Origin of the sequence: Flavobacterium gelatinilyticum (assembly GCF_027111295.1) — a bacterium.
Taxonomy (GTDB): Bacteria; Bacteroidota; Bacteroidia; order Flavobacteriales; family Flavobacteriaceae; genus Flavobacterium; species Flavobacterium gelatinilyticum.
The window spans coordinates 4,654,087-4,679,265 of record NZ_CP114287.1 but is presented as its reverse complement, the minus strand read 5'-3'; the positions used below and the strand labels follow the sequence as shown (position 1 = coordinate 4,679,265).

General features: G+C 36.4%; 19 protein-coding genes and 2 tRNA genes. 9 read left to right on the top strand and 12 right to left on the bottom strand.

The window, feature by feature from the left end:
- Positions 1-2: 2 nt before the first annotated feature.
- A complete protein-coding gene (locus OZP11_RS20245; protein WP_281232302.1) occupies positions 3-422 on the top strand; it encodes a response regulator in 420 nt (139 codons plus the stop codon).
- Positions 423-645: 223 nt separating this feature from the next.
- On the opposite strand, the gene rpsT is transcribed toward OZP11_RS20245, so the two are convergent.
- From rpsT to proS, 4 genes are all read right to left on the bottom strand, one after another.
- Positions 646-897, bottom strand: coding sequence for a 30S ribosomal protein S20 (gene rpsT / locus OZP11_RS20240; RefSeq protein WP_012026903.1), 252 nt, complete (start codon positions 895-897; stop codon positions 646-648).
- A gap of 155 nt (positions 898-1,052) precedes the next feature.
- Positions 1,053-1,124 (bottom strand) — tRNA-Glu (locus tag OZP11_RS20235).
- A 45-nt stretch (positions 1,125-1,169) separates the two neighbouring features.
- A tRNA-Glu gene (locus OZP11_RS20230) sits at positions 1,170-1,241 on the bottom strand.
- Between the two features lie 78 nt (positions 1,242-1,319).
- Complete coding sequence (gene proS / locus OZP11_RS20225; protein ID WP_281232301.1) at positions 1,320-2,798, bottom strand: proline--tRNA ligase; 1,479 nt, start codon at positions 2,796-2,798, stop codon at positions 1,320-1,322.
- A 104-nt stretch (positions 2,799-2,902) separates the two neighbouring features.
- Between proS and OZP11_RS20220 the strand changes: the two genes are divergently transcribed.
- The 5 genes from OZP11_RS20220 (at position 2,903) to OZP11_RS20200 (ending at position 8,549) form a co-directional block, all read left to right on the top strand.
- Complete coding sequence (locus OZP11_RS20220; RefSeq protein WP_281232300.1) at positions 2,903-3,940, top strand: hypothetical protein; 1,038 nt, start codon at positions 2,903-2,905, stop codon at positions 3,938-3,940.
- 47 nt (positions 3,941-3,987) lie between these two features.
- Entirely contained in the window at positions 3,988-5,487 is a 1,500-nt protein-coding gene (locus OZP11_RS20215) for an OmpP1/FadL family transporter (RefSeq protein WP_281232299.1), read from the top strand.
- Between the two features lie 197 nt (positions 5,488-5,684).
- Positions 5,685-6,998 carry a 30S ribosomal protein S12 methylthiotransferase RimO gene (rimO, locus tag OZP11_RS20210; protein ID WP_281232298.1) on the top strand — a complete coding sequence of 438 codons (1,314 nt, stop codon included), beginning with the start codon at positions 5,685-5,687 and terminating at the stop codon, positions 6,996-6,998.
- Positions 6,999-7,039: 41 nt separating this feature from the next.
- Positions 7,040-7,612: a hypothetical protein gene (locus OZP11_RS20205; RefSeq protein WP_281232297.1), complete on the top strand. Its 573-nt coding sequence runs from the start codon at positions 7,040-7,042 to the stop codon at positions 7,610-7,612.
- 31 nt (positions 7,613-7,643) lie between these two features.
- Positions 7,644-8,549, top strand: a complete 906-nt coding sequence (locus OZP11_RS20200) for an N-acetylmuramoyl-L-alanine amidase (RefSeq protein ID WP_281232296.1) — start codon at positions 7,644-7,646, stop codon at positions 8,547-8,549.
- Between the two features lie 285 nt (positions 8,550-8,834).
- On the opposite strand, the gene OZP11_RS20195 is transcribed toward OZP11_RS20200, so the two are convergent.
- From OZP11_RS20195 to OZP11_RS20160, 8 genes are all read right to left on the bottom strand, one after another.
- The gene (locus tag OZP11_RS20195; protein WP_281232295.1) at positions 8,835-9,926 is read right to left on the bottom strand and encodes an outer membrane beta-barrel protein; all 1,092 of its coding nucleotides are present in this window, start codon (positions 9,924-9,926) and stop codon (positions 8,835-8,837) included.
- Between the two features lie 591 nt (positions 9,927-10,517).
- The gene (locus OZP11_RS20190; protein WP_281232294.1) at positions 10,518-11,480 is read right to left on the bottom strand and encodes a glycoside hydrolase family 5 protein; all 963 of its coding nucleotides are present in this window, start codon (positions 11,478-11,480) and stop codon (positions 10,518-10,520) included.
- Between the two features lie 11 nt (positions 11,481-11,491).
- Positions 11,492-12,727, bottom strand: coding sequence for a glycoside hydrolase family 27 protein (locus tag OZP11_RS20185; protein WP_281232293.1), 1,236 nt, complete (start codon positions 12,725-12,727; stop codon positions 11,492-11,494).
- A 134-nt stretch (positions 12,728-12,861) separates the two neighbouring features.
- Positions 12,862-13,830, bottom strand: a complete 969-nt coding sequence (locus tag OZP11_RS20180; RefSeq protein ID WP_281232292.1) for a T9SS type A sorting domain-containing protein — start codon at positions 13,828-13,830, stop codon at positions 12,862-12,864.
- 169 nt (positions 13,831-13,999) lie between these two features.
- Positions 14,000-15,076 (bottom strand): hypothetical protein, encoded by a 1,077-nt coding sequence (locus OZP11_RS20175; RefSeq protein ID WP_281232291.1) that lies wholly within the window; start codon positions 15,074-15,076, stop codon positions 14,000-14,002.
- Positions 15,077-15,093: 17 nt separating this feature from the next.
- Positions 15,094-16,692 carry a RagB/SusD family nutrient uptake outer membrane protein gene (locus tag OZP11_RS20170; RefSeq protein ID WP_281232290.1) on the bottom strand — a complete coding sequence of 533 codons (1,599 nt, stop codon included), beginning with the start codon at positions 16,690-16,692 and terminating at the stop codon, positions 15,094-15,096.
- Positions 16,693-16,704: 12 nt separating this feature from the next.
- On the bottom strand, positions 16,705-19,902 hold the full coding sequence (locus tag OZP11_RS20165; protein ID WP_281232289.1) for a SusC/RagA family TonB-linked outer membrane protein: 3,198 nt from the start codon (positions 19,900-19,902) through the stop codon (positions 16,705-16,707).
- A gap of 309 nt (positions 19,903-20,211) precedes the next feature.
- On the bottom strand, positions 20,212-21,090 hold the full coding sequence (locus OZP11_RS20160; RefSeq protein WP_281232288.1) for a helix-turn-helix domain-containing protein: 879 nt from the start codon (positions 21,088-21,090) through the stop codon (positions 20,212-20,214).
- Between the two features lie 307 nt (positions 21,091-21,397).
- Here OZP11_RS20160 and OZP11_RS20155 point away from each other — a divergent pair, with 307 nt between their 5' ends.
- Genes OZP11_RS20155 through OZP11_RS20145 form a run of 3 tightly spaced genes read left to right on the top strand, consistent with a single transcriptional unit; the run spans position 21,398 to position 25,179 of the window.
- A complete protein-coding gene (locus tag OZP11_RS20155) occupies positions 21,398-22,534 on the top strand; it encodes a glycoside hydrolase family 26 protein (RefSeq protein WP_281232287.1) in 1,137 nt (378 codons plus the stop codon).
- Between the two features lie 36 nt (positions 22,535-22,570).
- A complete protein-coding gene (locus tag OZP11_RS20150) occupies positions 22,571-23,962 on the top strand; it encodes an MFS transporter (protein ID WP_281232286.1) in 1,392 nt (463 codons plus the stop codon).
- A 26-nt stretch (positions 23,963-23,988) separates the two neighbouring features.
- Entirely contained in the window at positions 23,989-25,179 is a 1,191-nt protein-coding gene (locus OZP11_RS20145; RefSeq protein ID WP_281232285.1) for a glycoside hydrolase family 130 protein, read from the top strand.

The window sequence follows — 25,179 nt, the reverse complement described above, 5'->3', positions numbered from 1 at the left end:
TCATGCTTGAGCAAATTTTATGTATTGACGACGATCCTATTACCTTAATGCTATGCAAAAAAGTAATTTCGAAATCATCATTTGCACATGAAATTATTACGGCTCAAAATGGCGAAGAAGCTTTGCACCACTTCAACAACTTAAAATATACCAATAACAAAAACAGGGTAAACAAAAAACCGGAATTGATTTTTCTGGATCTAAATATGCCGGTTATGGGAGGCTGGGAGTTTCTGGATCATTTTATCTCAGAAGATTATGCTGAATTCAATACTGCAAAAGTCATCGTATTATCTTCTACAATAGACCCTGAAGATCTTGCTAAAGCAAAAAAATACCCTATAATAATCGATTTTCTATCAAAACCAATCACTCAGGCAATGCTTGAATATCTTAAAAAGAAAATTGGACCAACTATGTAAATTCAGTTTTTTCACAAGATTACTTTCAACAGCCAAACTGCTACATCAATTCCTGGCGCTTGGGTACAAATCCTAATCTTGCTTAACCGGCCGGACAGGAATAAACGTTTATAATAATTGAGTTTACCAAAATTCCTTTTCGTCCTAAATATTTGGAATTTTACATATAAAAAAAGCCCTCTTTTTTAAAGAGGGCTTTTGTATATTAAAAAATTGTATTTAATTACAATTTAGCAACGTGCTTAGTTAATTTAGACTTCAAGTTAGAAGCTTTGTTATCATGAATGATGTTCTTTTTAGCTAATTTATCAATCATAGAGATTACAGTTGATAATTTTGCAGCAGCATCAGATTTATCAGTAGCTAATCTTAATGCTTTAATAGCATTACGAGTAGTTTTATGCTGATATCTGTTAAGAACTCTTCTTTTTTCGTTACTTCTGATTCTTTTTAATGCTGACTTATGATTTGCCATTTTCTTTTAATTTTAGATGTAATAATTATTATAGATACTAGTTAAAAAAGAAAAACCTCCCACAATTGTAAAACAATCACTTTGGTTTTAACTAATAAAACAAAAACCGAGACACCAATTTTTGTTTTACAAAACTTATTTACAACTAATTTTTGTAGTCCGTAGGGGAATCGAACCCCTGTTACCAGGATGAAAACCTGGCGTCCTAACCCCTAGACGAACGGACCTCAATTCTCCTAAGTTGGAAACTTTTCAATATGTAATATAACTTGTAGTCCGTGGGGGAATCGAACCCCCCTTACCAGGATGAAAACCTGGCGTCCTAACCGATAGACGAACGGACCGTGCTTCTCTAATGCGGATGCAAAGATACATCTAATTTTTATTTACACAATAGGGCAAGCGATTTTTTTTATTTTTTTTTAATATGCCTTTGCAAAAAGCACTCTCTTAGACGAAGGATTCCCAGTAAACACACAGGTTCCCGCCTCTTCAACAGCGTCCAAAGGGATACAGCGAATTGTCGCTTTTGTCAAATCTTTTATCTTTTCTTCTGTCGCAGCAGTTCCGTCCCAGTGAGCCGAAATAAAACCGCCTTTACCTTCTAAAACTTCCTTAAATTCCTCAAAATTATTTACTTCCGTAATATGAGTATTGCGATAATCTAATGCTTTTGCAAATAAATCAGTTTGAATCTGCTCTAAAAGATCATTTACGTGTTCAACGATTTTTTCGCTCGAAACCACTTCTTTCGTCAAATTATCACGTCTTGCCACCTCAAAAGTTCCATTTTCTAAATCTTTTGGACCAACCGCAATTCTAACAGGAACTCCTTTTAATTCCCATTCAGCAAATTTGAATCCTGGTTTTTGAGTAGTTCTGTCATCGTACTTAACAGATATCTTAAGTTTTCTTAATTTCGCTGTCAATTCGTTTACTGCAGCTGTAATTTCTGCTAATTGCTCATCTGTTTTATGGATAGGCACAATAACAACCTGAACCGGGGCTAAGTTTGGAGGCAGAACCAATCCCTGATCATCAGAGTGCGTCATAATCAACGCTCCCATCAAACGAGTAGAAACTCCCCACGAAGTTCCCCAAACGTGCTCTTGTTTTCCTTCTGCATTCGCAAACTTAACATCAAAAGCTTTGGCAAAGTTCTGACCCAAGAAGTGAGACGTTCCTGCCTGCAGCGCTTTTCCGTCCTGCATTAAAGCTTCAATACAATACGTTTCATCTGCTCCTGCAAAACGTTCTGTTTCTGTCTTAAACCCTTTTACAACCGGAATTGCCATAAAGTTCTCTGCAAAATCCGCATAAACATTCATCATCTTTTCAGATTCTTCAAGCGCTTCTGCTTTCGTCGCGTGAGCCGTATGCCCTTCCTGCCATAAAAACTCGGCAGTTCTTAAAAACAAACGTGTACGCATTTCCCAACGAACCACATTCGCCCATTGGTTTATTAATAAAGGTAAATCTCTGTAAGACTGCACCCATCCCTTATATGTAGACCAAATAATAGCTTCACTGGTAGGACGAACAATAAGTTCTTCTTCCAGTTTAGCATTTGGGTCAACCATAAGTTTTCCCGGCCTTTCCTCGTCATTCTTTAATCTGTAATGCGTTACAACCGCACATTCTTTTGCAAATCCTTCCGCATTTGTTTCTTCAGCTTCAAACATGCTTTTCGGCACGAATAAAGGAAAATAAGCATTTTGATGTCCGGTTTCTTTAAACATCCTGTCTAATTCAGCCTGCATTTTTTCCCAGATAGCATATCCGTATGGCTTAATTACCATACAGCCTCTCACACCTGAATTCTCTGCTAAATCTGCTTTTACAACCAGTTCGTTATACCATTTAGAATAATCTTCTGATCTTGTAGTAAGGTTCTTACTCATATATTTATATAGTTTGGCACAAATTTTGTTTTAATAATTTTAACTAAATAGTTTGACAAAACTAACTATTTTTGTAATGTGCAACAATAAAAAACTCCACAGATATGAAAACTTATACTACTCACCGCCAAAACTCAAGTCATTTTTACTTAATTGGATTACTGAGTTTTCTATTAGCATCATGTGGCTCTTACCAAAACACATCATATCATGATAATGATGGCGTATATGGCAGCTCAACCAACAGATATGCTCAAACGAACAATAATAATGTCAATAATCAATACAAAGATTACTTTAGATCATTACAAGACGACAATCAGCCGACTGAAATTTTTACAGATGTAGACAGTTACGGTAGTTATTCTGCAAATGACAGCACACAGACTGCTTCTGTTGCCTACCCGGCTTGGGGAAGCGCTAATTCAGAAGTATCTATAAATGTATATTCTGATCCAACATGGTCAATGGGATTTGGATGGGGATATCCATATTACGGATGGGGTTATGGAGGCGGTTACTGGGGTAATTACTGGGGCGCAGGTTATTGGGGTGGCGGCTACTGGGGCGGCGGCTGGGGATACCCGGGCTACTACGGACCAGGATGGGGATATCCGGGTTACTGGGGACCTCGTTACTACGCGAACTACTCATATAATTATGGAAGAAGAGGTTCTGCAGCTTATTACGGAGGACGTAATTACGCTTCAAACAGAAGTTACGCCGCAAACAGAAGCTTCACAAACAGAAGTTATTCTTCTGACAGAACTTACTCTACAAATAGAAGCGGTTACACGACAAATAGAAATTACACAACCAACAGATCCAACAGTTATTCTGATTACAGAAGAGGATCTAGTGTAAACGGAAGATCATACAACAATGGCTCAACAAGCAGTCCAACTTTTTCTAACAGAAGAAGCTACACACCAAGCAACAACAGCAGTTATGATTATTCTAACAGAAGATCAAGCAGCAGTGCACCATCAAACAGAAGCTACAATAACAGCAGCAGTGCACCAACGAGATCATACTCTCCTAGCCCTTCACGCTCTTCAAACAGCAGTGGCAGCATGAGATCATCTGGCGGTGGCGGTGGCGGAGGAAGATCTTACGGAGGAGGCGGAGGCGGAAGAAGGTAACATTTTTCACCTTTTACACATCTAATTACACATTTAAAACTCACCTAATGAAAAAAATATTCTTCCTTTTATTAACAGGACTAACTGTCAGCGTCTCACATTCTCAGGATATTTCTGATGCTGTACGTTTTTCGCAGGACAACATAACCGGTACTGCTAGATTTAGAGCGATGAGCGGTGCTTTTGGAGCCGTTGGAGGCGATATGTCTGCTTTATCAGTCAATCCTGCCGGATCTGCTATATTCAATAACAATCAGGCCGGATTAACTTTAAGCAATCAAAGTATTGCTAATAAGTCCAGATATTTTAACGATCCTCAAACACAAGACAAAGACAATTCTTTTCTTTTAAATCAGGCGGGGGCTATATTTGTTTTTAACGATCGTAACCCAAACAACAATTGGAACAAAATTGCAATTGGAGTTGCTTATGAAAACACAAATAACTTTAACAATAATACCTTCTCTGCAGGATGGAATCCAACGAATTCTATTGATAAATATTTTCTAGAATATGCTAATGGAATCCCTCTGGGTAACATTACAAAAATAGACTACAGAGATATGTTCTACGAAGAACAACAAGCATACTTCGGATATTATGGCAAAATAATACTGCCCGTAAACCCATCAGACGCGAACACATCGTACATAACAAATGTACCTAATCAGGGAAATTACTATCAGGAAAACAATGTTTACGAAAGAGGATACAACAGCAAAGTAGGCTTTAACATTGCCACCTCTTACAAAGACCGTCTTTATTTGGGTGCAAATTTAAATGTACACGTAACAGATTACCGAAGAACAAGCCAATTTTACGAATCCAACAGAAACCCTCTTACCGCAACAGAAACAATTTCCAATGCAACATTTAACAATGAATTGTACACATATGGTAATGGTTTTTCTTTCCAATTGGGTGCAATTGCAAAAGTCACTAATTCATTAAGACTTGGTTTAGCATACGAATCAAATACTTGGTACGAATTATATGACGAAGTTACTCAAAGCTTATACAGTACTACAGAAACGAATGCAAATCAAGCATTCGATTATTCAGCAAACCCAAACGTCATAACCGTTTACGAACCTTATACTCTTCAAACTCCCGGAAAATTCACATTCAGCGGAGCTTATGTATTTGGAAAATCCGGTTTAATAAGCATCGATTATTCTATAAAAGATTATAGCAACGCTAAATACAAATCCACAGACAAGTTTGGAGGCATAAACTCAGAAATGAGCCAGCAGCTAACTAATAATGGCGAATTGAGAGTTGGAGCAGAATATAAAATAAAACAATTAAGCTTAAGAGGCGGTTACCGTTTTGAAGGAAGCCCTTATAAAGACGGAAAAACGGTTGGAGATCTAACCAGTTTCTCTGGTGGTTTAGGATATGATTTTGGAGGAACAAAAGTAGATTTGGCTTATTCTTATCTTGAAAGAAAATCAAGTCAGGGATTTTTTCCAGTAGGATTAACAGATCCGGCAAGAATAAACTCAGTATTAAACAATGTTTCTCTAACCTTATTATTTGAATTGTAATTAAGAATAAATAGATGAATGGAAATTTCCGTCAGGTTTTTATCTGGCGGATTTTTTTTAGTCTCACAAAAACAAAACAATCCGGCAGGAGAAGCTTTAAAAATCAGTAGAAAGCCGGATAAAAAACATCTAAATAAAACCTAAAAAAGCGCTGTTTGAATAAAAAAGTGTAATTTTGCACTCCAATTTATAAAAGTATGAGAACCAAGTCTTTAAAAAAGAACAAAATTAACGTAATCACTCTTGGGTGTTCAAAAAATGTATATGACAGTGAAGTGCTTATGGGTCAGCTTCGTGCAAACGGAAAAGAAGTCACTCATGAGGCCGCACCAAAAGAAGAAGGAAACATTATTGTAATAAACACTTGTGGTTTTATTGATAATGCGAAAGCAGAATCGGTAAACATGATTTTGGAATATGCTGATAAAAAAGACAAAGGAATCGTTGACAAGGTTTTTGTAACCGGATGTTTGTCTGAACGTTACAGACCTGATTTAGAAAAAGAAATCCCGAATGTAGATCAATACTTCGGGACAACAGAACTTCCTCAATTATTAAAAGCTCTTGGAGCCGACTATAAGCATGAGTTATTAGGAGAAAGATTAACAACTACTCCTAAAAATTATGCGTATTTAAAAATTGCCGAAGGATGCGACAGACCCTGCAGTTTTTGCGCTATTCCTTTAATGAGAGGATCTCACGTTTCGCAGCCTATTGAAAAACTGGTTAAAGAAGCGCAAGGTCTGGCTAAAAACGGGGTTAAAGAATTGATTTTAATTGCGCAGGATTTAACGTATTATGGTCTTGATCTTTATAAAAAGAGAAATCTTGGCGAACTTTTAGAAGCTTTGGTAAAAGTAGAAGGTATCGAATGGATTCGTCTTCATTATGCTTTCCCAACAGGTTTCCCAATGGATGTTCTGGAAATCATGAAACGTGAGCCAAAAATTTGTAATTATATTGATATTCCATTACAACATATTTCAGATTCTATTTTAAAATCGATGCGCCGTGGTACAACTCAGGCAAAAACAACGCAGTTATTAAAAGATTTCCGTGCAGCTGTTCCTGGAATGGCAATCAGAACTACTTTAATTGTAGGATATCCTGGAGAAACTCAGGAAGATTTTGAAATCCTGAAGGATTTTGTTCAGGAAATGAAATTTGACCGAATGGGTTGTTTCGCTTATTCTCACGAAGAAAACACACATGCATATTTATTAGACGACGATGTTCCGGATGATGTAAAACAAGCTAGAGCAAATGAAATCATGGAATTACAGTCTCAAATTTCGTGGGATTTAAATCAGGAAAAAGTAGGACAAACTTATAAATGCATTATTGACAGAAAAGAAGGCGCTCATTTTGTGGGAAGAACAGAATTTGACAGTCCGGATGTGGATAATGAAGTTTTAATAGATGCGTCTAAACATTATTTAAAAACAGGCGAATTTGTTAACATAAAGATAATTGAAGCAACAGAATTTGATTTATACGGAGAACCTGCTTAATTTTACAGGAAACAATTGTTAACCCAGTCAAAAATACTTTTATGAAACTTACTCAAAACTTCATTATTTTAGTTTTTACTTTATTTTGTTTCAACTCTGTTTCAGCACAATACGGAAATGGTTATGGAAATGGTTACGGTGGTTATGGTAATGGCTACGGAAACGGCTATGGCAGTAACAGAATGGGAATGGACAGAAGTATGATGGCTGGACCACAGGGAAATACAAGCAAGCCTAAAGAGGTGCCGGTGGAAGAAACAGCCGCTAAAGTTGTGGAACAGATGAAACCAGTTGTAAATCTTGATGAACTTCAGGCTATTGCAGTAACAAATGTTCTGGCAGATACCATGAGAGAGCAGGGAATTCTTTTAAAGAACGAAAATGCAACTCAGGATCAAAAAATCGAACAAATCAAAGCTTTAACTGAAAGCATGAACAAAAAAATAAATGCATTTTTAAATCCGGACCAGGTTGAAAAGTACACGAAATTCATGGCAGAGTTTAAAGAGATCAAAAAAACAAAATCTAAAAAGAAAAAAGATAAGGATAAAGACAAAGAGTCTAAAGACTTAAAAGAAGTTAACGAAAATCCAGATACGAAAATCCAGGAATAGGCGTTTAAAATTCTATACTAAATAGTGAATTATGACAAAAAAACATTTTTGTTATTTGATTTTGGCAATTGTACTTACTTCTTGCTCAACGAATCCATATAAGACTACTGAAAAAGCTTATGATCAGCAGTTAAAGACATTAGAAAATCAAATTACCAGTAAAGATTCGCAGGTGATTCCACCGGTAAGTCCTGTTATTATCGACACGACGTATGCATCGCAGCTTGGTATTATTAAAGATACTTTATCAAAAACAGGGTCAACTTCTTTGCAGAACGGCATCAGTACGGAATGGATTGGAACCGTTAATTTCAATTTAAGAAAACCGAGTTTTGTAATAATTCACCATACCGCTCAGGATTCTATACAGCAAACGATTAATACGTTTACAAAAACAAGAACTCAGGTTAGTTCTCACTATATTATTTCTGAAAACGGAAAAGTGGTCCAGATGTTAAATGATTATTTAAGAGCCTGGCATGCCGGAAATTCAACCTGGGGTAAAAACACTGATTTAAATTCCTCTTCTATAGGAATTGAACTTGACAACAACGGTTTTAAACCTTTTACTGAAGCGCAAATAAGCAGTTTAGTAGCTTTGCTAACCAAGCTGAAAAAAGATTACAATATCCCGACACAGAACTTTTTAGGTCATGCTGATATTGCGCCTGGAAGAAAACAAGATCCAAGTGCTTTGTTTCCGTGGAAAACACTGGCAGAAAAAGGTTTCGGAATCTGGCCGGATGCTGTTTTAGAAGAAGCTCCGTTTGACTTTAAAATAGAACCTGCTTTGAGAATCATAGGGTATAACACAAAAAACCTATCCGCAGCAATTCAGGCTTTCAAATTGCATTATATTCAAACTGACACAACCTCAACCTTAGATCGAAAAACAATTGATACAATTTATTCGATTTACAAAAAACAAATTCAATAAGGTTTCCAAAATAAAAAATAAAAGCGCATTTCTTTAAACTGAGAAATGCGCTTTTATTTTTTTACCAATTTTTGTTAAATATCAATTTCAATATAAATGTCAATTTCAATAACAAACCTCAACAGAAACCTGAAACTTGAAACTTGAAACTTCAAACTTGAAACTTCAAACTTCAAACTTGAAACTTCAAACCTCAAACCTGGAAACAAAAAAATAAAAAAGCTGCCAAAACATGAGTATGTTTCGACAGCTCCAAAAAAAAAAAAAAAATATCAATCTTTATCTCTAGAAAGAGTATGTTGTTGCAAGTAAGGCGAAGAACGATCCTCCTGTTGGGGCAGCATCTTTATCTAAAAAGATATCTTCTGAAGCTGCATCGTATCTGATCTCCGGAATAATGGTTAGTTTTCCAACTTTATAATTTAACGAAGCTGTATTTGCAAATACGCTTGATCCTGTCAATGTTCCTAAACTTGGAGCAGCATCTTTTGCGTCAAAATATTCCATTCTGTATGCCAGAAGCAAAGATGGTGAGAAGGAATAGCTTGCATATCCCACTACAGAAAACCATTCACCGTCTAAAGTACCATCGAAATCATGCTTTGTTTTTGCATAAGTTGCATTTAATCCAAGACTAAAACTATCAGTTATCGTTTTTGAGGCTGTTAAGTCAAACTGCGTTTTATTTTCATCTGAAACCGGAATCAGACTTCCCGGAATTGGATTTGTACTTCCGCTTGTAAAATTAAGGTAAGCGCTTCCTGTATCGCCTATGTACCCTACCTGACCAATGTATGTTTTTTGAGTCGATCCGGCATCCATTGCTGATTTAAAATCGGTTGGGTTTGTTATTCCCAGCATAGCTGTAAACTTACCCGAAGTGTACTGTGCTTTTACTCCCGTGTTAAAAAACGGTCCGTAAGAGAACGCATACGACATACTGTAGTTTTTATTATCAACAGCGTCTAAAACTTCGTAGCCAATGTGTGTACCAAAACTACCCGCCACAACTTTGAATTTTTCGGTCATTTGATACGTAAAAAACAATTGTTTAATTAAAAATTTAGCATTAATGTCTTTGTCTGTTGTTTCATTATAAGAAAACTCCCCTGCTCTTTTTCCGAAACCTAAGTCTACGAAAATGGAAGCTTTTCCAAATGAATGTGCTGCTTCTATAGAAGCCATCCCTAGTTCAAACGAATCTTGTGAGTTGGTAAAGCTCGTTAATCCGTTCATTTGTTTAGAAAAGTCATATTTATAATAAGCGTCAGCAGATCCGCCCCAAGTTGTTGCCGGTGAAGTTGGTGAATCTTCATCCTGAGCAAAAGCAACAGAGCTTGTTAACGTCGCAGCTAAAATGTAAAATACTTTTTTCATGTGTTAATTGGTTTTTAGTTACTAATTGATTTTGGTTAGTTAATCCTTTATATATCTATTTAATAGTATAAGCCATTTTTAAAACATTGAATCTGCGCTCTAAAACTTCATCATTTTCATTAGCGAATTTATTAACTTTTGCATGAGTTGAATAATCGAAATCTACTTTTTTAACGATTTCATTGAAGAATTACGGATTACAAAAATTAAAGAACCAATAATCATTATTTGATATTTATAGCGTTTCGTTTTTGAAAAATCAACAACATAATTTTAAACTTTTAATTATAATTTTTAAGGGTAAAAACAAAAACAACAGGTTAATTATTACAAAAATCAATTTTAAAAACAAACAAAACAACAAGTACCCCCTTAAAAAATAGGGGTGCATTCAAATAAATTAAAAAACATGCAAAAATTAATCACTATTTACACAACCATTAAACCTTCTTTTGCCGACATTAAAATTCTTACAAATTAAACATAATCAAATCTATTAGTCTGTATTGATTTTAAGAAGACTATTTAAATCAAAAAACAAAAAAAAGCCCGCTCGGTTTGAGCAGGCTTTTTCAGCTTCTTAAAATATATTTAATTCTGATTATTATATTTTCTTAAAAACTCACGAACTTTAATTCCTGACTCTTTTAAATCTTCTTCTTTCCATTTTCCTTCTGATTTTGCTGATTTCTTCAAAATAGAGCAAGTCTCATCTTTGTCTGAAACCGACCAGGTAATCCAGCTGAGTCTTTTTGATTCCATCCAGTCAATATATTCCTGCCATGCCTGAATATTTAATGGACCGTCTCCGGAAGCTTCCATTCCGGCTGATTCTGATATAAATACAGGAAGACCGCTTTGTATAGCAGCATCAGTTCTGTCTCTTAAATCTTTACCGTGTGTTGCCGCATAAAAATGCATGGTATACATTATATTATTGTATCCCTGAATTGGATCGGCCGCCGGAAGATCGATATCCTGATCCCAGTGCGGACAGCCGACAAGTATTATATTATTGGGATCATTTTCGCGTATCACTTTAATTATTTCTTCAGAATAACTTTTAACCTCAGCCCATGATTCATAATCCGGTTCATTAAATACTTCGTAGATTATATTAGGGTACTTTGCATATTTTTTGGAAATTTCGGCAAAGAACTCTTTTGCTTCTTTTAAATTGATATTGTGGCTGTGCCAGTCAATAATCACATAAATATCTGATTTAATGGCTCCATTTACAACCGCTTCTATTTTTTGTTTTGAAAACTGCGGGTCTTTCAGATAAGCATATTCACCCAGTTCAATTCCCAGTGCTGCCCTCACGACATTGCAGTTAAAATCTTTTTTAAGCCAGTTTACTGCTTTTTCATTATAAAATCTCGGCCACATGCTATGCCAGCCAAAACTCATTCCTCTTAAAACAATGGGTTCGCCATTTTTATCTGTCAACTGTGTTCCCTGAACGCTTAACTGACCATGTTTTTTAACAAACTGCGCTTTAGAGAAACAGCAGATCATCAAAAACAAAACAGTTATTACTTTTTTAAATTTCATATTACCTTATTTTAAAGCGACAATTTCAATGTGATACAGTCGTGAGATGCTAATTCTCCTGTAAAATTCTTTTTGGTCGTTCCGGCTTCTCTGCCCGTCCATAAATTTTTTATCTTATAAGTGTTTTTATTAAAATCTGCTTCATAACCAAAATCAGCGTCTTTAATTGTATTTTTCTTCCAGTCGAAATTAACCTTTTTTACAGCATCACTTCTGTTTAAAAAAGTAACTGCCCAGTTTCCATCAGACAAAGGTTTTACCCAGACTTCTACTCCATCTTCTGCCGAATATTTAAATCCCTGAATTCCCAGTTTATCCTGATTAATCGCAATTAAATCTTTATTGGTAAGGATTGCGAGTGTTTCTTTGGACATTTTTCTATAATCGTTTCCGGTAAATAATGGTGATGACAACATGCACCACATCGCAAAATGAGATTTGTCTTCGGTATCGTTCATTTCGTTTCCTACTTCCATCATATCAAAATCGTTCCAATGATCAGGTCCGGAATATTTACGTATATCTTTTCGCATTTCGGCAATTTTCATAAACCCCCAGGATGACCAATTTTCCGGATGTTTGAATTCGCAGTCAAAACAAGGATAAATATCTCCCGAAATTCTCCAAAGGTTCCCAATTGGTTTTCCCCATTCCCAAGGCTGATTATCACCCCATTCGCAAAGACTGAAAACAATAGGCCTTCCGGCCGTTTTAAGAGCATTGCTCATTGTTGTATAGGCTTCGGGGGCTGTAATGCCTTTAGTATTACACCAGTCGTATTTTAAGAAATCTATTCCGAGTCTGGCATAAAAACGGGCATCCTGATATTCATAGCCTCTTGTTCCCGGATATCCGGCACAAGTCTGCGTTCCGGCGCAATTGTACAATCCAAATTTTAAACCTTTGCTGTGTACATAATCGATAAGCGATTTCATGCCGTTTGGAAATTTAGCAGGATCCGGAACCAAATCTCCGTTTGCATCACGTTCTTTGGTCATCCAGCCGTCATCTAATACAATATAATTATAACCGGCAGCAGCCAGTCCGGATGACACCATAATATCAGCAGTTTCTTTTACCAGTTTTTCATCGATATTAGTTGCAAAGGTATTCCATGAATTCCATCCCATTGGCGGTTTCATGGCAAGACCTTCGAATTTCCCGCCCGTCTGGTTATGGGTATTTCCCTGACCGAGAACCAAAACAGAAAAATTAAGCGCAAACAATAAAGCTATCGTTTTTTTCATTTTTATAAATTTTAATATTTGTTAATCGAAAGATTCAACCTCATCTTTGTATGTATCAAATTTTAAAGGTGAATTGCATAAAAAACTCCATCCCGGCTGACCGGAATGGAGTTCTTATAAATTAAGAACGTTTTTTAAATCACAATAAGGTTTTTAGTCCTTGTAACTCCGTTAGCATAGGTAACATGAACAATATAATTTCCTGATGTCAAAGCGGCTCCTGCCGTCGCTTTTAGCTGATAGGCCGTTGACGAATTTGTTAAAGAAAAACTGCTTACCTGAGTTCCAGAAGAATTAAATATTCTGCATACTCCCGGCGACGAAGCACTTATTGCAGATGCTACTATGGTAATATATCCATTACTATATGGATTTGGAGCCACCGAAAAATCATAATTTACTCCCGGAGAAGTATTGGCACAATTGGTTAAGTTAAGCGAAACCGCATTTCCATAAGAAGTTGATGTGACCGAATTTGACAAACACCCTCCAGAGGATGTTGTACTTTGTATGTTATATAAAAAATAATTCTGGCCGTTTAAAGGCAGTTTTAATTCAAACACATTTTTTGAAGTCTGTGTTACAATAACAGAAGGATCTGCCATTGAAGGTGAAATGTAGAAATTGGTATTTGGACTTGGGTTTGGATTGACCGCAACATTTAAAACTATAATATGATACTGCGGTGTACAATAGTCCTGTGTCTTGGTTACTACATAACCTGGCTGAACCGGAGGCGGTGCTGTAACAAAATTAAACTGAGGTGTTTGATACACCACGGTGCCGTTTAACCTAAACTGCGCGTAGATATAGTGAGGTGCATTAATAATGTTTCCTGACTTTATTACCACTTTTGATAAAGATTTTGGAGAAGGATTACCGCTGAAAGTTATTCCGGAATCATTTGAAGCCACCCATTTAATGGTGTCGTATGCAACACCAAGATCCGGCGTAATAGTATAAGTGGGATTACTTGCTATACAGTAAGGATTAATCCCTGTAATTACCTGTGCTTTTGCACTAAAAATGGTTATTAAAAAAAAGATGTTTAACAAAAAGAATCTATGGTTTGGCGTAACATTTAAAAAGTATTTTTTTTTCATAATTTTTGTTTTTAAGGTTAAATTCAACTTTTATTGACAAAGACTTATTAAATAAGAACTACTACTTTATTTAAACACAATTCTAAATTCTAAACTTCTGTATGAAGCTTTTTTTTGTAAAAGCCCCCATTTTTTTCAAAATGGAGGCTTAAAACTTAATCAACTCTTACTACTTCAATATAAAACCAATATTATCAATATAAAATGTATTTTTTTGTCCATCACCATCAGCATTGGCTGTTAAGTTCTGGAATGAAATATTCTGAACACGATCTGAAGAACTGAATGCCGACCACGGAAGAGTGAACGTCTGCCATTTCGTTGTAACATTCAGGATTGGTGAATTACTCCAATCTCCGTTAAATACCAATCGTACTTTACCATCCACTTTTGCTTTAACCGCTACACGTATTCCCGCGAATGGCTGTAGTTTATCATACCAGCCCCAGTTTCCTTGCAGGTTACCCCAGGCATCCATTTCTTTTTCGAGATGCGTTAATCCTTGTTCAGCAGTTCCATCAGTTACTACTTTATGGTTGTTCCAGTCCGGGAAACCTAAATCATAGTACGCAACATCATCAAAAATAGCTGTTCCAATACCGTAAGCAGAAGTTGCTGTACCGGAAATATTTGAAACTGCAAGATATCTAAGGTCTGCATTTTCAGGAACTTTAATCACAATTTTTTCTAATGTCGAAGAAACAACCGTTACCGGAACTTCTGGCAGATCAGCTGTTTTTGGCAGGGTAACTACCGGATTTAAGAAATATTTCCCTGTAATGGTAATTTCACTTCCTGCTGTCGCATTAACCGGATAAAACTGTGTCAGTGTTGGAACCGGAGGCGCAATTTCAAAATCAAAAAGAGCCGTTCCTTTGTCTGTTACCACTTTTAATTTATTCGATGAATTTGCGTAAGGTGTATCTTCATCAATTAAAATAATAATATCGGTATCAGTTACAAATGTGGGTCTGAAATAGGTATCAAAATCATTAAAATAAACCTTTTTAGTCGTCAGGAAACCTTTACCATGAATCACGTAGTAATTTTTTGGATCACCAATCGTAACCGGAGTAAGCGGTTTTAAACTGCCATCTTCATTATATCCTGAAGGCATTACCGATTCAATTACCGGACCGCCCTTGTATTCCTCGTTACTATCATCACTTGAGCATGAAGTAAAAAACATTAAAGAAAGCATCCATGACATGCAGGCCGCTAACGAAACAATTTTTATATTTTTCATCTTATTATTTTTAAAAATTATTTAAAAGTATACGGTACTACTTCTGTTAATTTTGGATTTTTAATTAAATCATCAGCAGGATAAGGAAGCAAAAGATTCGATGCTGAAATAGTAATGAATTTCGGCGTTTCTTTGTCTCCTCTGTTTTGTGCTTCTAAAATCGCTTTGGCTTTTGCAAACGGCAGACGGCCTAAGTCAAAATAGTAATCTCCTTCGCAAGCTAATTCGGCACGTCTTTCTCTGAAAATATCATCAAAAGAAATAGAGGTTTTAACAGGCACACCCGCTCTTCTTCTCACCGCATTAAACGATCTTAAAGCGGCAGGATCTGAAGTACTTCCTGACTGAGATCCTAAAATAGCTTCGGCATGAATTAAAAGTAATTCGGCATAACGCATCATGTAGCTGTTCATACTGCTTTCTCCGTTAAAAGGTGCATTAAACGGTCCTGTTATAGGCAGGTTTTCTTTTCCGATCACGTATTTTTTCAAACCAGCACCTGAGTTCTGAGCTTCGTTTTCTTCTTCAAAAGTGTACCCTAAAATTTTAGGAGCATCTACTGCAAGTGTCTGTGCATAGGTCAGGTTTGGATAAAAATCTCCCGGAAGCATAAACGTTTCGATTCTTCTTTTATCGCCAGGTTCAAAAACATTGTGAATTAAATCCTGAGATGGTGCGATTTGCCCTGAATAGGAAGTTTCTACCAGTCTGTTTTCCGGAGCAAATAAAGTATTTGAGAAGTTTCCTTCAAAGTACGTTCCTGCACCTGTCCACTGCCATGAAAAGATTGATTCTTCATTGTTATTATTTTTCTGAAGCCATAAATCTGCAAATGATTTCAGCGGCAGTTCTTCTCCTCCTAATAATTTAAATTCCCCGCTGTTAATTACATCCTGAGCCATTGCTCTTGCCAGATCGTATTTCTTTTGATACAAATATACTTTTGCCAAAAGTGCTTTTGCAGAACCTTTAGACACGTGTGCATTGGCTGCATAATCTGACCCTCTGTTTTTAGATCTTAAGTTATCGATAGCAAATTTCAAATCATTTTCGATGAATTTGTACACATCTTCAGAAGGATTACTTGGAATAACAAAATTGGTAGAATAATCAGCATTGTTTTCGATAATCGGCACATTTCCCCATAATCTTACCAGGAAGAAATACGAAAACGCCCTGATAAAATGTATCTCACCCATTGCATTGTTCAAAGCCTCATCTGTAACATTTGGCCCCACACTCTGCGGTAATATATTAATATAGGTATTACAATTGGCGATTGCTCCAAAACAAGATCTCCATGAATCACCAATAAAAGACTGTGAATTGGTAAAGCTCAAATCAGTAAATTTTCCAAACTCATTATACGGTCCGGCGTACATATTCCCCGAAATTACATCGGTAATTCCGTAAAATCCTTCTTTATTCATATTAAACCAAACGATACCGTAAAGTCCGTTACTCGCATTATCGAGTTTAACATCAGAGTCGTAATAATTTCCTATTGTCGGCACTCCTTCTGCAGGTACATCCAAAAAGTCCTGAGAACAAGATGACGAAAGCAGCACAAGTAATGTTAAGGCAAAAGCACCACTTCTTTTTATTATATTTTTCATAGTAATTCGTTATTAAAATTCAACATTAAAACCAAATGACACTTGTCTAGGGACAGGATAACGACCGTTATCTACTCCGGATAACAAAGCGTCCTGGTTGTAAGAACCTACCTCAGGATCGTATCCTTTGTATTTCGTAAATGTGTATAAGTTCTGACCCGAAGCGTAAATTCTCAATCTTGTTAATTTCAATTTTGAAATCACATCAGAAGGAAGTGAATATCCTAAAGTCACGTTTTGAATTCTTAAATACGATCCGTTTTCGATAAATCTTGACGAAACCGCATTATTAATATCATTATAAGCAGATGGTCTTGGAAGAGAGCCATCTAAATTATCCGCAGAATAAAAATCAGCAGCTTCAGTTAAATAATTGGTTCCTAAATTACTGTTTAACGTACCGGACATACGCGTTAAGTTCATCAGTTTATTTCCGGCAGTTCCCTGAAGGAAAATAGACAAATCGACATTTTTGTATTTGAAGTTATTGGTAATACCATAAGTGAATTTTGGGTTTGGATTTCCAATAGTCACTAAATCTTTTGTATCGATAATACCATCATTATTCTGATCTTTATAAATTACATCTCCTTTTTGAAAGTTGGGCTGTAATGAATTGGTTCCATTTTTCAGAACTACACGTGTACCACCTGCAGTTGTATGACCGTAAGTCAGTAAATCTTCATCTGTTCTATAAATACCTGCTGCTTCATACCCTATAAAAGAACCAATTGGCAGTCCTTCCTGAGTTCTGGAAACCGTTACGGTATTATAAGCCAGAGTTCCCATTGTTTTGATGATATTTAACCCCGCCATATCTGTAACCTCGTTTACATATCTTGTAAAGTTGGCGCTGGCATTCCATGAGAAATTTTGAGAAAATTGTTTGTTATACGTCAAGGTAATCTCCAAACCTTTATTTTTCATGCTTCCAAGGTTTTCAGACGGCGGATTCACACCACCCTCATAATCACCACCTCCTGAAAGAAAGTTTGGAAGAGGCACCTGATACAAGAAATCTTTAGAAACTTTTTGGTACAAATCGATGGTAGCAGAAAGCGAAGAATTGAACATTGTAAAATCCAATCCTAAGTTGGTTTGTTCCTGAGTCTCCCATTTCAGTTTTTTATTTGCTGTATTAGACGGCAGATAAGAAGTTCCCATTGTACTATTTACGATATGAAGATTTGAATCGTATAAATTATTACCAATCTGGTTGTTACCTGTTTGTCCCCAGCCGGCTCTTAATTTAATATTGTCAACATATTTTTTTGTTCCTGCCATGAAAGCTTCGTTTGAAATTTTCCAGGAACCACTGGCAGAGCTGAAAACACCCCATTTATTTCCCATAAAGAATTTTGAAGATCCATCGGTTCTTACTGCAGCAGAAACGCCGTATCTATCTGCATAATCATACACAACTCTTCCTAAATAAGAAGCCAAAGTCTGCGTACCTGAATAAACCCCGCTTGTAACCGCTTTTGGCAAATCTGAAGCGGCAAGTGATTTGTCGTTGTTATCTTTATAGCCATAACCTGTAATTGTGTACCCTTCCCAGTGCGCTCTGTTAGATTCCTGCACGGCAAGAACGGTAAAATTGTGTTTACCAATCGTATTTCTGTACGTAAGCATGTTTTTTAAGTTCCATGAATTACCCGTAGATGGATTGTAATACAAGTTCGCAAAGCTTTTTACTGCATTACCCAACGAATACATAGGATCAAATCGTTGTCCTAAATTGTCGTAGATATAACCACCAGCCTCAAAACGATATTCTAAACCTTTGAACAAATCAACCTGAGTATAGAAATTACCAGAATAGTTTTTTCTAACCAATGTATTAGAACCCAATAAAGAAGTCGCAACCGGATTGACAAATGATGTTGCACCACCTGCAGGAGGTCCGGCAAAAGCACCTGATAATTCTCTTACCGCTACATCCGGAGTTGCCAGTAATGAAGTAGCAACCACACCATTAAATTGTCCGTTAAGAGTTAACTTTTCATCAGTAATGGCTCCACTGATGTTTACACCAACTTTGATAAAGCTGTTTACTTTAGCATCGATATTAGCTCTTACATTGTATCTTTTAAACCCGGATTCGATTACGATACCTTCCTGATTTACAACTCCTCCTGATAAGTAGTAATTCACCCCTTCTTTACCGCCTGAAAAAGACAACTGGTTCGAAGTCATAATTCCGGTTTCGTAAATCGCATCCTGCCAGTCAGTACCTTTTCCTAAAAGTTCAGGATGAGCAAATTCAGGTCTGTATGAAGTTGGATCATAAACACCAGACAAAGCATTTTGATGTGTGGCATACTGCTGCAGATTCATAGAATGCAGTTTTTTTGGCAGCGTGCTGATAGTGTATGAATTTTCGAAAGATATTTTTCCTGTTCCTTTTTTACCGGATTTAGTGGTTACGATAACTACCCCGTTTGCACCACGCGAACCGTAAATAGCCGTTGCAGAAGCATCTTTTAAAATATCGATTGACTCAATATCACTTGGATTCAGCAAAGCTAACGGACTCTGCGTAATATTACCATTATTAGAGAAGTTTGAATTTCCTTGTGCATTTCTTCCGGATGTAGAAGAGTTTCTCGCATCTCCCGAAATCGGCACACCATCAATTACATACAAAGGTTCGTTTGTTCCTGTTAAAGACGAAATACCACGAATACGTACCGAAACGTTACTTCCAGGTTCTCCTGAGTTGCTGTTTACCACAACCCCGGCCGCTTTACCCTGCATCATCTGGTCAAATGAAACTACTTTTAAATTCTCGATATCTTTTGAGCTGATGCTCGAAATTGCACTGTTTACATCTTTTCTCTTTTGAGTACCGTAACCAATTACAACTACATCTTTCAAATCCTCTGCACTGGCTTTTAAAATTACATTGATACTTTTTCTTCCGTCGACAGCGATTTTTTGTGTATTAAATCCAATAAATGAATATACAAGCGTTCCGTTTACCGGAACATCGATTGAATATTTCCCGTCAAAATCTGTTGAAGTAGAGACTTTCGAACCGGCAACTGAAATATTGGCGCCCGGGATAGATAATCCTTTTTCATCAGACACCGTTCCCGATACTTTTACCTGAGCTGTAATAAAATTACTTGTCAGCAGCAAAATTAAAATCAAAGGAACTGCTTTGTGGCCAGCATTCCAATGAATAAAATTGGTCATTAGTTTTTTCATAAATAAGTGTTTGGTTAGTTTAAATTGTTATTTTATAATTAAGCAATAAAAGAGTGATGTTTACTTCAAAATTATTTAACAAATCTATAACAGAAGGAAATATCAAATCGATAGTATTCCATCATTTAATGATAATATTTTTACTATATCGCATTAAAAAAACACATATCGAAATTTAAAGCATTAAAAATTGAATTATTCGCAATGCTTTACTCAAAACCGGTACTAATTATAAATAAAAGTTAACAAAAACTTAAAAATCAAACGTTTTCGTTAAAAATAATAGGAATGTGTGAAAAAAAAGTATCACTATAAAATTCGTTTTAATCCTGAGAAATCCTCACGATATTGACTAGGCGTACAATTTTTAATCGCTTTAAAACTGCGGTTGAAGTTCGCTATATTATTAAAACCGGATTTAAAAGCCACCTCAGAAACACTCATATCTTTTTCAACAAGCCATCTGGCCGCATAACCAATTCTAATGTCATTGATATAGTTTACAAAAGTCTTTCCGGTGCGTTTTTTTATAAATCGGTTAAAAGAGATGATCGACATACTTGCCACATTTGCCACATCTTCTAAAGTAATTTTATCTGCAAAATGCTTCTGTACATACTCATACACCAGTTTCATCTTGTCATAGTCATCAAATTTATCATAGTCTACTGTATAAGTAGAAAGCAGACGCTGGTTTCTGGAGTTTGCCAGATCATATAATAAAGATGTAATTTCCAGGAAATAATCCATTCCGTCCAGCTTTGAAAGTCTGACCAGTCTCGGCGTCAGTTCGTCGGCGGTTTTCTTAGAGAATAAAATTCCGTGAATAGAACGATTAAACATATCACGAATAGGATTCATAATCCTTCTGGCCAGCAGTGACTCATGAAAAAGATCATTATGAAACTGTATCGTGATTTCGTGTATTTTTTTATTGGTACACTTATTAAGCTCCCATCCATGATATAAATTCGGACCAATTAAAACCAGTTCGACATTGTCAATTTCTTCAATATTATCACCTACAACACGTCGTACGCCTTTTCCATTCAAAATAAAATTAATCTCAAACTCAGGATGATAGTGAACCGGAAAATCAAAACTATCCTTAACTCTGTCAAAAACTAAAAAACTATCTCCGGCTGAAAGCGGAGCGATTTCTCTGTAAAAATTTTTATCACTGCTCATCGTTCTGAACTATTATTACGGTTACAACTTGGATTTTTTCTGCAATAATATGATATATAATTGATAAAATAATATTAATTCGAGTATAAACATCCTTTTATCTTTGAAAAATAGAATTATCAAGTTTATAAAAAGTCTATTAATAATAATCATTAATCATTTTTAATAGTCAAACTTTTTATAGTTTTAATAATTTTATCAGGAAAACAATATTTAATTACAAACAGGCGGAACAAGCTTTTTACAAGTGAATTGCTTTATTTACAAGCAATGACAAGCAGTGTACTGAAAAACAACAATTTCAAATATGAAAAAATACTTTTACTCTCTTTTAATCACAGCTGTACTTGGGGTTTCATGTTCTGCCCGACATTTAAATACTAATACGAATTTGTCACTTTCAGATAAAAAAGCAACAGCAGAAACAGTTTTATTATACCAAAAACTACATAAACTGGCTGCAAAAGGGTTTCTTTTTGGACACCAGGACGATCTGGCTTACGGGGTAAACTGGAAATATGAAAAAGGGCGCAGCGACATAAAAGATGTTACGGGCGATTATCCCGCTGTTTACGGCTGGGACATTGCCGGCCTGGAAAAAGGGGATGAAAACAATATCGACGGTGTTCCTTTTGCCAAAATGAAACAATATATTATTGAGGCAGATTCCAGAGGCGGTATCTCGACCATAAGCTGGCATTTTGACAATCCGGCAACCGGAAAAAATGCTTGGGACAATACGCCGAATTCTTTAAAAACGATTCTGCCGGAAGGAAAAAACCATCAAAAATATACTGCATGGCTGGACAAAGCAGCTGCTTTCTTTCTTTCCTTAAAAGATAAAAAAGGAAAAAACATTCCGATACTTTTCAGACCATTTCATGAATTAACCGGAGGCTGGTTCTGGTGGGGAAAAGGAAACTGCACACCCGAAGAATTTAAATCGGCATGGAAATTCACCTTTGAATATCTTCAAAAAAAGGGCGTTCACAATCTTATTTATGTGTACAACACCAGCAGTTTCAATTCAAAAGAAGATTTTTTAACGAATTATCCCGGAGATGATTTTGCCGATATGATCAGTTTTGACACCTATCAGAATAATAATGATAAAAGCGGTCAGAAATTTATTGATGAAGTACAAAAACAACTTAAAATCATAGACGAAATTGGTGCCGAAAAACACAAATTAACTGCCATTGCCGAAGCAGGATACGAAGCCGTTCCAGATCCAAAATGGTGGACAGAAACACTTTTAAAAGCCATTGGAGATTATAAAATATCTTACATTTTACTCTGGAGAAATCACGGCTGGCAGGAAAACGAAAAAAAGATGCATTATTATGCGCCGTTTAAAGGCCAGATAAGCGAAAAAGACTTTATTGATTTTTACAATCTCGACAAAACTTTGTTTGAAAAAGACATTAAAAAAGAACTAAAATAAACTCAAAAAACTAAACTAAAACTTAAAAACTAACCAATGCACGACAAAATTAATTTAAAAGAAAAAATCGGTTACGGACTTGGAGATGCCGCTTCTTCCATGTTTTGGAAAATTTTCAGCATGTATCTTCTGTTCTTTTATACTGATGTTTTCGGACTGGCTCCTGCCGTTGTGGGAACCATGTTTTTGATTACCCGGATCTGGGATTCCTGCTTTGACCCGATTGTGGGAATTATTGCAGACCGGACAAAAAGCAAATGGGGAAAATTCAGACCCTACTTATTATGGGTAGCCGTACCTTTTGCCGTGATTGGAGTTTTAACTTTCTACACGCCGGATTTTGATGAAAAAGGAAAAATAATCTACGCCTACGTAACCTATTCGTTAATGATGATGATTTATTCCTTAATTAATGTTCCGTACGCCTCACTTTTAGGCGTAATGTCATCGGACAGAAAAGACAGAAACACCTTGTCATCGTACCGAATGGTTTTTGCTTTTGGAGGCAGTCTTCTGGCTCTTTGGCTTATTGAACCTCTTGTAAATTACTTTGGCGGAAACTTAAATTCTAAAACAGGCTGGCTGGCTACAATAGCCGTATTCGGGCTTATAACCACAATCTTTTTCTGGGCTTGTTTTCTTTTCACAAAAGAAAGGGTAAAACCTATTGAAAACGAACAATCGAACCTGAAAGAAGATTTAAAAGATTTACTTAAAAACAAACCGTGGTGGATTCTTCTGGGAGCCGGAATCGGAACTTTGGTTTTCAATTCTATCAGAGACGGTGCTGCAGTTTATTACTTTAAATATTATGTAAGCAGCAATGTCAATTTTGATTTTTCACTTTTTGGAAGCGATTTTCATATGACCCCAACTTCAATTTATCTGGTTTTAGGCCAGGCCGCTAATATTATCGGGGTAATCCTTGCAACACCGCTGGCAAACAAACTGGGAAAAAAGAACACTTTTTTTGGTGCAATGGCAATCGCTGCAATCTTAAGTTTAATATTCTATTTCTTCGGAAAAGAAGATATTTTCCTAATTATGACTTTTCAGGTTTTAATTAGTATTTGTGCAGGATGCATTTTCCCGTTAATATGGTCCATGTATGCAGACAGCGCCGATTATTCTGAATGGAAACAAGGAAGACGTGCAACCGGACTCGTTTTCTCGGCATCATCTATGTCGCAAAAATTTGGATGGACCATTGGAGGCGCCGGAACTGGATGGCTATTAGCATATTATGGCTTTCAGGCCAATGTCGAGCAAACTGCTGTAACCCAAAACGGCATTCAGCTCATGCTGAGCATACTGCCTGCCATTGCTGCTGCAGTCTCTGTCGCTTTTATTTTATTTTACCCGCTTTCAGAAGAAAAATTACAGATCATAGAACAGGATTTAAACTCGCAGAGAGATCAAAAAATATAAACAGAATACCGAAATCAGAAAAATATATGACAACAATAACCTCTTCAGCCTTATTTCTCGAAAGAAAAACGGCCTTGGAAAACGAACATAAAACACTCATCGAGAAAAAAAATTCTCCTGAGGAAAAGACAGGAAACGGAATTTACGAGCGTTATAAAAATCCTGTCGTTACAGCATCTCACGTACCTTTAAACTGGCGTTTTGATTTAAACGAAAAAACAAATCCGTTTTTACAGGAACGCATCGGGATGAATGCCGCTTTCAACGCAGGAGCCATGAAATGGAACGAAAAATACCTACTTGCCGTACGCGTGGAAGGAATTGACAGAAAATCGTTTTTTGCCATTGCAGAAAGTCCAAACGGAATCGATAATTTTAAATTCTGGGACAAACCCTGTGTAATTCCACAGACCGAAGAACCAGACACAAACGTATACGATATGCGTTTAATTAACCACGAAGACGGCTGGGTTTACGGTATTTTCTGCACCGAAAGAAAAGATCCAAAAGCGCCAAAAGGCGACACAAGTTCGGCTGTAGCCAATGCAGGAATCGTGCGCTCAAAAGATTTAATAAACTGGGAAAGACTTCCTGATTTGATCTCGAACACCGGACAACAGCGAAATGTAGTTTTACATCCGGAATTCGTAAACGGAAAATATGCTTTATATACACGCCCGCAGGACGGATTTATCGATGTAGGTTCTGGCGGCGGAATTGGGTTAGGTTATGTCGATGATATGACCAATCCGGTTGTAAAAGACGAAAGAATCATTTTTGGTAAACACTATCATACAATTTACGAATTGAAAAACGGGCTTGGTCCTGCTCCTATCAAAACATCAAAAGGCTGGCTGCATCTGGCACACGGAGTTCGTAATACCGCCGCAGGATTACGATATACATTGTACGTTTTCATGACGGATTTGCATGATATTTCAAAAGTAATCCATGTTCCGGCCGGACATTTTATGGGTCCCGAAGGCATTGAAAGAGTCGGAGATGTATCAAATGTATTATTTTCAAACGGATGGATTGAAGATGCAGATGGAACTGTTTATGTCTATTATGCTTCATCAGACACCCGCATGCATGTTGCGGTTTCATCTGTAGAAAAACTGGTTGATTATGTAACCAATGCACCTTCAGACACCTTTATTTCTGCAGGGTCTGTAGAAACTATCATCAGCCAAATCGAAAAAAACAACGCAATTTAA